This window comes from Mesorhizobium sp. M1088, assembly GCF_040318575.1.
Lineage (GTDB): Bacteria > Pseudomonadota > Alphaproteobacteria > Rhizobiales > Rhizobiaceae > Mesorhizobium.
In genome coordinates, this window is sequence record NZ_JAMYMO010000079.1 from 1 (window position 1) to 9,233 (window position 9,233).

Consider the following 9,233-nt stretch of genomic DNA (forward strand, 5'->3'; position numbering starts at 1 on the left):
CACGCCCCTCTTCTGGCCCGCCGCCGGCGCCGGGGTGATCCCGGGGGCCCCCGCGGCAAGTCACGGATGTACTGGCGGTCGCGCGAGAAGCGCGCCGGAGCGAAAGACCCGACAAGCCGAAGCAGCAGATTGCTGCCGGCCCGGCCAAAACGCTCCCGATCAGGCTACCAAGCATGGGAAGGCGGGATTTTGTCCCGCCTTTTTGCTGTCTGGATTCCAGTGAACCGCTGCCTTGGGCCTATAGTCCCACTTTGTGGTGTTTTTGGCCCAATGTGGTACTATTGATTCATGAGCAAGCTTGAACAGATTGAGAAATCCGTTGCCGAACTAAGCCCCGAAGAGCTGAGAGCGTTTGCCGCATGGTTCGAGGCGCTGCAGGCCGACATGTGGGACCGGCAGATCGAAGCCGACGCCAAGGGCGGCAGGCTGGACAAGCTTGCCGAGCAGGCCTTGGCTGATCATCGCGCCGGCCGGACCCGGCCTCTGTGAATCATTTTGCTACTCCCTCGTTTTGGGAGGCCTACGCAAAACTGCCCTCGTTAATCAGAGCAAAGGCGAACAGACGTTTCGCCAAACTGAATTCTGACCCGTTCCACCCGTCGTTGCATTTCAAACAGGTCGGGCGCTACTGGTCGGCGCGGGTTGATATCAACTACCGCGCCGTGGCTGTTCGCGACCACGATGACGTGGTCTGGTTCTGGATAGGCACCCATTCCGAATATGATCGCCTGCTGAAATAGCCGCGCGACCATTCACGTCATCGGCCGAGGGCCGCAAGCCCGACCTCCGGAGCGAGCCGCGAAGCGCCGAGAAGCGTGACTAAGGCAGCCACTCCAGCGGCACGTGCCCCGGATCGGCCTCGACCCTTTTCAGCCAGGCGGCAACCGCCGGATAGGCGTCGAGCTGAAACCCGCCCGTCTCGGCCGTATGCGTATAGGCATAGAGCGCGATGTCGGCGACGCTGAGCGCATTGCCGGCGAAGAAGCTGCTCCCGGCCAGGTGCTTGTCCATGACGCCGAGCGCCTTGTTGCCGCGCTCCAGCGTCAGGGCCAGCCGCTCCGGCGTCGCATCCTTGGCTCTTTCAGGGAAGGTCAGCAGCGCCCTGCGCACGGCGATATAAGGCTCATGGCTGTATTGCTCGAAGAACAGCCACTGATAGGCCAGCGCGCGTTCGTATCTGTCCGCCGGCAGAAACCGCGTGCCTTCGGCGAGATAGAGCAGGATGGCATTGGATTCGGCCAGCCGGCGGCCGTCGTCGAGTTCGAGCAGCGGCACCATGGCGTTCGGGTTTTTCGCGACATAGTCGGGCTTGCGCGTGTCGCCGGTGTGCGAGCTGACCTCGACATTGGTGAAAGCGATGCCGAGCTTGGCCATCAACAGGCGCGGCTTGTAGCAATTGCCGCTGTCGATCATTCCATAGAGTATCATCGGTGCTCCCCCTTGCTCGCAACCACCCGTCTCAGGGCTTGATCCAGCCTCTATCGCGGCAGCGGCGGCTTCATCCAGTGATTTGTTTTGGCGTAACCATCAGCGCCGCTGATGCATTTCAGGATATATCGAGATTCAAGTCAGGCCGAGCCGAGAAGGGTGGGTTCCGAGAACCGGAGCGGAGCGTACTTTGGGTACGTGAGCACCGGAAGCGCAGGAAACCGCCGTTCGCAGGCCGGCATCACTTGAATCTCGACATATCCTAGCCGAATAGGGGGATGACGTTGTTGTCCCTGCCAAGCAGCCTGTCGATCGACAGCGGCTCCTCGTCGAACAGCGTACCGGCCAGCGCCGGCCGGGCAAGGTAAAAGCCCTGCAGCAGGTCGACGCCGCCATCCAGCGCGACGCGCAGATGCGTGGCGTTCTCGACGCCTTCGACCAGCACCTTGGCGCCACGGTCGTGCAGCGTCGAAACCAGCGGCCGGAAAAACCGCTCGGCGGCGGCATGGCGGCAGAATTCTGCGAACCAGGTGCCGTCGATCTTGACGATGTCGGGCTGCACCAGTGCTACCCTTTCTTCGGTCGAATGCCCGGTGCCGAAATCGTCGATGGCGATGCGGACGCCGTCGCGCCGCATCTCGCGCGCCAGGCTGACAAGCACCTTGTCGCCGGCCGCCTGCTCGGTAATCTCGCAGACCAGCATGCCGGGATGCAGGCCGAAATCCGTCAGATGCCTGGTCATCAGCCTGATTTCGGCCAGCGCCCGTGCGGGGTCATCGTTGATCAGCGGATTGTAGTTGAAGAAGAGGTCGAGCCCGTCGACGCCGATGTTGCGGAAGTTGCGCAAATGCAGCACCCGGCACATGGTTTCGACAAACAGCCGATCCGCTGCCGGCACACCTTCGAAGAAGATTTGCGGCGCCACCGGCCTGCCTGCACGGTGCGGCTCGATCAGTCCCTCGACCGCGACGGCGGCGAGAAACCTGCCGCGCGGCGCGAAGACCGGCTGGTAGGCGCTCCTCAGCCGGAATGCGCCGTAGACGCCATATTCGATGCCGACCTCGTCGGCAAAGATCGCTTCGCCGACCTTGCGCCGCATGTCGGCCCGCCCGGTCACGATGCCACCCTGCGGCCAAAGGCCCGCATCGGCCGCCGCGATGGCGAAACGGCCGCGGGAACTTTGTCCTTATCGGGCGACACCGCTGATGCCTGCCCGGCCTTGTCGAAGACGTGAAAGCTGGTCGGTGCAAGCTCCGGGCGTGCCAGCACGAAGCCTTGCACCATCGAGGCGCCCGACTTTTCGGCGAGCTCGAGCTGCCAGCCCGTCTCGATGCCCTCGAATACCGTACGGATGCCTTGCTCTTCGAAGCTGGTCACCATAGCGGTCAGCAAGGCGAAGCCGGCACCGGACTCCATCAGCGTCATGATCCAGTCGGCGTCGAACTTGACGATGTCTGGCCTGAGTTCCTTGATGCGATTGATGTCGGATTCGTCGGCGCCGTAATCGTCGACGGCAATGCGCAAACCATTGCCCCTGAGCGCCTCGACGAAATTGTAGAGCGTTTCCTGCGACGCCGATTTCTGTTCGGTGACCTCGCAGACGACGCGGCGCGGATCGATGTCGGCCTCGTGCAGCACCAGCCGCATTTCGCGCAGCGCCTTGTCGGCGATGCTGCGGTCGGTGAACACCGATGGATCGAAATTAATGAAGATGGAGGCGTCTCGCGGCAGGCAGGCGCCGGCGTTCAGAAGGTGCAGCGTCCGTGTCAGCGCCTCGATATGCAGGCGGTCGACCGCCGGACAGCTGTTGAAGAAACTCATTGGCGGCTGCGGCTCGCCTTCGCGGAACGGCCGGATCAGCCCCTCGAACGCGACGACGGAAAGCTTGCCCTTGTTGAAGGCGAAGATCGGCTGGAACGCGCTTTGCAGCGTATAGACCCCCCAGACACCGCTGGCGGTGCCGTCATCATGGCGGATGATATGGGCAAGCCCGATGCTGCGCGTCACGGTTCCTCGCTGTGCGAGACTGGCGGACCGGCTACGGTCCTGCCGTTCAAGCTTTTACCGATCGTTGGTGAATTTATTGTTGCCAGCATTGCGCGCTGGCTCATCCGACAATGCCTGCGCTGGGCTTGCGCTTGACCAGACGATGCGACATGAGAGGCGCCGCGGCGCCTTCGCCCGCCGGTCCTTTCTGGAGATATCTGTCATGGCCTTTCTTGCCGACGTCCTTTCCCGCGTAAAGCCTTCCGCGACCATCGCGGTGACGCAGAAGGCGCGCGAGCTGAAAAACGCCGGCCGCGACGTGATCGGGCTGGGCGCCGGCGAACCGGACTTCGACACCCCCGACAACATCAAGAACGCCGCGATCGAGGCCATCCGCCGCGGTGAGACGAAGTATCCGCCGGTATCCGGCATCGTGCCGCTGCGCGATGCGATCGCGAAAAAATTCAAGCGCGAGAACAATCTCGACTACCGGCCGGAGCAGACCATCGTCGGCACCGGCGGCAAGCAGATCCTGTTCAACGCTTTCATGGCGACGCTGAACCCCGGCGACGAGGTAATCATCCCGCGGCCCTACTGGGTGAGCTATCCCGAAATGGTGGCGATCTGCGGCGGCACCTCGGCCTTTGCCGACACCTCCATCGACAACGGCTTCAAGCTGACGGCGACCGTGCTGGAAAAGGCGATCACGCCGCGCACCAAATGGCTGTTGATGAACTCGCCGTCCAACCCCTCGGGCGCCGCCTATACCGAGGCGGAGCTCAAGGGCCTGGCCGACGTGCTGTTGAAGCACCCGCATGTCTGGGTGCTGACCGACGACATGTACGAGCACCTGACTTATGGCGACTTCGTCTTCAAGACCATCGCCGAGGTCGAGCCGAAGCTCTATGAGCGCACGCTGACGATGAACGGCGTGTCAAAGGCCTATGCCATGACCGGCTGGCGCATCGGCTATGCGGCGGGCCCGGTGCCGCTGATCAAGGCGATGGACATGATCCAGGGCCAGCAGACCTCCGGCGCCTGCACCATCGCCCAATGGGCGGCGGTCGAAGCGCTGAACGGCCCGCAGGATTTCATCCCGAAGAACAAGGCGATCTTCCAGGGCCGGCGCGATCTCGTCGTCTCGATGCTCAACCAGGCGCGCGGCATCACCTGCCCGTCGCCGGAGGGTGCGTTCTACGTCTATCCCTCCTGTGCCCAGCTGATCGGCAGGAGGACCAAGAACGGCAAGGTGATCGACAGCGACGAAACCTTCTGCTCCGAACTGCTCGAGGCCGAGGGCGTGGCGGTTGTTTTCGGCTCGGCCTTTGGCCTCGGCCCGAACTTCCGCATCTCCTACGCCACGTCGGAGGCTCTGCTCGAAGAGGCCTGCACGCGCATCCAGCGCTTTACCGCCGCGCTGGTCTGAGACGTTTCAGCCGCCATACTGCTCGTCGTTCACCTTCTCCAGCCAATCGACATGCGCATCCTCGAGCGCCTCCTGCATGGCGATGTGGGTCATCGCCGATTTGGGCGCGGCGCCGTGCCAGTGCTTTTCACCGGCCGCAAAGGAGATGACGTCGCCGGCCCTGATCTCCTGCAGCGGCCCGCCCCAGCTTTGCACGAGACCGGCACCGGATGTGACATATAGCGTCTGGCCGAGCGGATGCGTGTGCCAGTGGGTGCGGGCGCCGGGCTCGAAGCTGACCAGCGTGGCTCTGAGCCGCGCCGGCGCCTCTTTCTCGATGATCGGCGTCTGCAAAACCCGGCCAGTGAAGTATTTTTCCGGCGCAACAATCGTCGGCACGCTGCCGCAGGCAATGATCTTCATCGTCGCAAATCCTCGATTCAATCCAGTGTCTTAGACCCTACCACTTTCGTCCGATGCCGGCTGCATCTCCTGCCGGCTGCGGGCAAAACGCGGCCAGAACAGACCGGTCCGCGTGCGGTAAGCGTCGTAGGCATCGGCCAACCTTGTCCGCGAAAATTTTCGCTCTTCGTCCAAGGCCGCGATCACGTAGATCGTAACGATGCCGGCGACCGGCACCACCGCCCAGACCGACCAGGTCGCGATACCCCATCCGACCCAGAAGATGATGTAGGACGTGTAGAACGGATGCCGGACATGGAGATAAGGGCCTTCGGTCACCAGGCTGTCGGGATTGTCGGGATCGAATGCGAACCGCAGCCCCGCCTTGCGGGAGACCGAGATCGCCCACCAGAACAGCGCCGAGCTTGCCAGTTCGATGGCGAGCCCGCCGATCTTCGCCGCCACCGGCTGCCGCTCGATCCACAGCAGCGCAAGAAAGAACAGCGCCGTGCCGACCACGACGGCCGAAATGATCATCGCGCCTTGAGACATGGTCGGCGACTGGAAATGCGCGCGCATCGACCAGGCATATTGGCCGAGCGTCGCGATGCTGCTGATCGAGACGAGAAGGTCGAGTGTGGATTCCATCATCAGGCTCCGGGGGTTAGCTGTGGTGGATTCGTTCATCATACCCGGCGCAAGCCGAGAAATCATTTCTTAACCACCGTTCTAAACAACATGGTGACCTCGGCATGCGATGTTGACCTTGAGACAATCCCAGGGTCCAAACCAGATATGGCCGTTTCCCATCGCACGATCCGCACGCCGCAAGCGGATTTGCGCCTCAGCCAGTCGTCGGGACCCGGCATCCCGCTTGTCCTGATCCACGGCTCGGGCAGTTCGCGCGCCGTATTCGCCCGCCAGTTCGACAGCCCGTTGGCCGCTGCCCATCGGTTGATTGCTTTCGACCTGCCCGGCCATGGCGAATCGTCCGACGCCCGCGATCCGGCGACGGACTACACCATCGCCGGCCTTGCCCAATCGGCGGCTCAGCTCCTCGATGCCTTGGGCATCGGCCGCGCCGTCGTCTTCGGCTGGTCGCTTGGCGGGCACGTGGCAATCGAACTCGCGAGTTTTCACCGCGCCGTCGGCGGGCTGATGCTGACCGGCGCGCCGCCGGTATCGAAGGGTCCTTTCGGCATGCTGCGCGGCTTCCACGCGCATTGGGACATGCTGCTGGCGTCCAAAAAGACGTATTCCGAACGCGATGCCGAGCGCTTCGAGACGCTGTGTTTCGGCGACACCGCCGATCCGTCCTTTCGCCAAGCCATCCTGCGCACCGACGGCCGGCTGCGCGCCGCGGTGACGCGCGGCATGCTCACCGGCAAGGGCGCCGACCAGAGACAGGTGGTCGAGCAAGCCGCGTTTCCGGTCGCTATCGTCAATGGCGAGAACGATCCGTTCGTCCGGCTCGGCTATTTTGAGACGCTCGCATACGGCTCGCTGTGGGAGCATTGCCACATCGTCTCCGGCGCCGGGCATGCGCCTTTCTGGGAGCGTGCGGACCTGTTCAATCCGTTGCTCGCCCGCTTTGCCGAGACGATCGTGGGGCAGCGCGTGCATACAACCCCGCTGGCGTCGCGGCGAACCGGCACCGGCTGAACCGGCTCCAACTTCAAATCCCTTCAACTTCAAATCCCTTGCCCTCCCGGCCTGCCCGTGGGACGATGCCCTTTGGGTAGGTGGCAAATTGAAAAAAGCCTCGCCCGCGACGGCCGACAGGCCGGCCGCCGCTCACAGGGAAACGCCTGAGTGGAGGTCAGCCATGGGTACTCGCGCCGGAGGACGACGCACGGGACCGAAATGCATTGCCATAGTCGGTCCCTTCGCAAGCGGTAAGACGACACTTCTCGAAGCCATACTCGCCCGTACAGGCGCCATTCCCCGCCAGAATCCCGTTTCGTCCGGAAATACCGTTTCCGATCATTCGCCCGAGGCGCGCGCTCACGGCATGAGCGTCGAGGCGACCTTCGCCACCACCGATTTCATGGGCGAGCCGTTCACCTTCGTCGATTGTCCCGGCTCCATCGAATTCTCCTTCGAAGCCGAGCCGGTGCTGGCCGCCTGCGACGTCGCCGTGGTCGTTGCCGAGGCCGACGAGAAGAAGATCCCTGCCCTGCAGCTGATCATGCGCAAGCTCGACGAGCTCGGCGTGCCGCGCATGCTGTTCCTGAACAAGGTCGACAAGGCGATAGCAGGTGTGCGCGACACGCTGAAGATGCTGCAGCCGGCAAGCTCGGTGCCATTGCTGCTGCGCCAGATCCCGCTGCGCAAGGACGGCGTCGTCATCGGCTCGATCGACCTCGCTCTGGAGCGTGCCTACATCTACCGCGAATATGCCGAGAGCGAGGTCGCCCAGATCCCGAGCGACGACAAGGCGCGCGAGCTCGAGGCGCGCTTTTCCATGCTGGAGACGCTCGCCGACCATGACGACCGCCTGATGGAGCAATTGCTGGACGAGATCGAACCGCCGAAGGACGCGATCTTCGACGACCTCGCCGCAGATCTGCGCGACGGCACGGTGACGCCGGTGCTGATCGGCACCGCCGAGAAAGGCAATGGCGTGCTGCGCCTGTTGAAGGCGATCCGTCACGACGCACCCGACATCGCGGCGACGCGCCAGCGTCTCGGCGCGCCCGATGGCAATGCCACCGTGGTCCAGGTGATGAAGACCATCCACACCGCGCATGGCGGCAAGCTGTCGGTCTCGCGCATCCTGTCCGGCCAGGTCGCCGACGCCGCCGAGCTGTTCCTTCCCAACGGCGAGACGGCAAAGGTCTCCGGCATCTACAAGATGCTCGGCAAGGACCAGGTCAAGCTGACTTTGGCCAAGGCCGGCGACACTGTGGCGCTCGGCAAGCTGGACGCCGTCAGGACCGGCCAGACGCTGAGCTCGACCAAGGGCGGCATCAAGCCGCTGGTCACCCTGGCGCCGCCGCAACCGGTCTTCGCCTTCGCGCTGCGGCCGAAAGAGCGCAAGGACGAGGTCAAGATGTCGGCGGCCATCCAGCGCCTGGCCGAGGAAGATCCCTCGCTCAACCTGCATCACAACCAGGATTCCGCCGAAACCGTGCTGTCCGGTCATGGCGAGATGCATCTGCGCGTCGTGCGCGAGCGGCTGGAAGGCAAGAACCAGATCCCGGTCGAAGGCCATGTGCCGGCCGTGCCCTATCGCGAGACGATCCGCAAAGCGACGCAGCAGCGCGGCCGCCACAAGAAACAGTCGGGCGGCCACGGCCAGTTCGGCGATGTGGTGCTGGAGATCAAACCGCTGCCGCGCGGTTCAGGCTTCCAGTTCACCGATACGATCACCGGCGGCGTCGTGCCGAAGACCTACATCCAGTCGGTCGAGACCGGCGTGCGCGATTACCTGAAATCGGGCCCGCTCGGCTTCCCGGTCGTCGATGTTGCCGTCAACCTTTCCGACGGCTCCTACCATGCGGTCGATTCCTCCGACATGGCCTTCCAGATGGCGGCGAAGCTGGCGATGAAGGAAGGCATGGCCGCGTGCTCGCCGGTGCTGCTGGAGCCGGTGATGAAGGTCGAGATCGTCACGCCGTCGGATGCGACGTCGAAGATCATCGCTCTGATCCCGCAGCGGCGCGGCCAGATCCTCGGCTACGACGCGCGGCCCGACTGGCCGGGATGGGACGTGGTCGAGGCGACCATGCCGCAGGCTGAGATCGGCGACCTCATCATCGAGCTGCGCTCGGCCACTGCGGGTGTCGCCAGCTACCGGGCCGTCTTCGACCACATGGCCGAACTCACCGGCCGGTTGGCCGACGAAGCGCTGAACGCCAACGGCAAGGCCGCCTGAGCTGCCCTTGCGGCCCAACAGGAAACGGGGCCCCGCTGTAACCGGGGCCCGTTTTTTTGGGCACGGGTTGTTGGGGGGGTAAAAGCCCGGTGCCCCCCAGAGTTGGCCCCGTGGTTTTTTGGGTGAAAGTTTTGT

10 protein-coding genes are annotated in these 9,233 nt (G+C 63.8%); 5 read left to right on the forward strand and 5 right to left on the reverse strand.

The window, feature by feature from the left end; all coding sequences use genetic code 11:
• Positions 1-288 precede the first annotated feature (288 nt).
• On the forward strand, positions 289-489 hold the full coding sequence (locus NKH49_RS33950; protein WP_352475039.1) for a hypothetical protein: 201 nt from the start codon (positions 289-291) through the stop codon (positions 487-489).
• On the forward strand, positions 486-740 hold the full coding sequence (locus NKH49_RS33955) for a type II toxin-antitoxin system RelE family toxin (RefSeq protein ID WP_352616729.1): 255 nt from the start codon (positions 486-488) through the stop codon (positions 738-740). The genes NKH49_RS33950 and NKH49_RS33955 overlap by 4 nt, the downstream gene beginning before the upstream one ends.
• 79 nt (positions 741-819) lie before the next feature.
• Here NKH49_RS33955 and NKH49_RS33960 read toward each other — a convergent pair whose 3' ends face one another.
• From NKH49_RS33960 to NKH49_RS33970, 3 genes are all read right to left on the reverse strand, one after another.
• On the reverse strand, positions 820-1,428 hold the full coding sequence (locus NKH49_RS33960) for a glutathione S-transferase family protein (protein ID WP_352646486.1): 609 nt from the start codon (positions 1,426-1,428) through the stop codon (positions 820-822).
• Between the two features lie 262 nt (positions 1,429-1,690).
• Complete coding sequence (locus NKH49_RS33965) at positions 1,691-2,545, reverse strand: EAL domain-containing protein (protein ID WP_352622192.1); 855 nt, start codon at positions 2,543-2,545, stop codon at positions 1,691-1,693.
• Positions 2,542-3,435 (reverse strand): EAL domain-containing protein, encoded by an 894-nt coding sequence (locus NKH49_RS33970; protein ID WP_352816137.1) that lies wholly within the window; start codon positions 3,433-3,435, stop codon positions 2,542-2,544. Before NKH49_RS33970 ends, NKH49_RS33965 begins: the two co-directional genes overlap by 4 nt.
• Before the next feature lie 202 nt (positions 3,436-3,637).
• Here NKH49_RS33970 and NKH49_RS33975 point away from each other — a divergent pair, with 202 nt between their 5' ends.
• A complete protein-coding gene (locus NKH49_RS33975; protein ID WP_352772949.1) occupies positions 3,638-4,840 on the forward strand; it encodes a pyridoxal phosphate-dependent aminotransferase in 1,203 nt (400 codons plus the stop codon).
• Positions 4,841-4,846: 6 nt separating this feature from the next.
• Here the strand turns inward: NKH49_RS33975 and NKH49_RS33980 are convergent, their stop codons facing one another.
• Both NKH49_RS33980 and NKH49_RS33985 read right to left on the reverse strand, forming a co-directional pair.
• On the reverse strand, positions 4,847-5,242 hold the full coding sequence (locus NKH49_RS33980; RefSeq protein WP_352772946.1) for a (R)-mandelonitrile lyase: 396 nt from the start codon (positions 5,240-5,242) through the stop codon (positions 4,847-4,849).
• Between the two features lie 30 nt (positions 5,243-5,272).
• Positions 5,273-5,869, reverse strand: coding sequence for a methyltransferase family protein (locus NKH49_RS33985; protein ID WP_352929984.1), 597 nt, complete (start codon positions 5,867-5,869; stop codon positions 5,273-5,275).
• 147 nt (positions 5,870-6,016) lie between these two features.
• On the opposite strand from NKH49_RS33985, the gene NKH49_RS33990 reads away from it, so the two are divergent.
• Together NKH49_RS33990 and NKH49_RS33995 are read left to right on the forward strand one after the other, a co-directional pair.
• Positions 6,017-6,883, forward strand: coding sequence for an alpha/beta fold hydrolase (locus NKH49_RS33990; protein WP_352929987.1), 867 nt, complete (start codon positions 6,017-6,019; stop codon positions 6,881-6,883).
• Positions 6,884-7,046: 163 nt separating this feature from the next.
• Positions 7,047-9,098 carry an elongation factor G gene (locus tag NKH49_RS33995; RefSeq protein WP_352772942.1) on the forward strand — a complete coding sequence of 684 codons (2,052 nt, stop codon included), beginning with the start codon at positions 7,047-7,049 and terminating at the stop codon, positions 9,096-9,098.
• Positions 9,099-9,233: the final 135 nt, after the last annotated feature.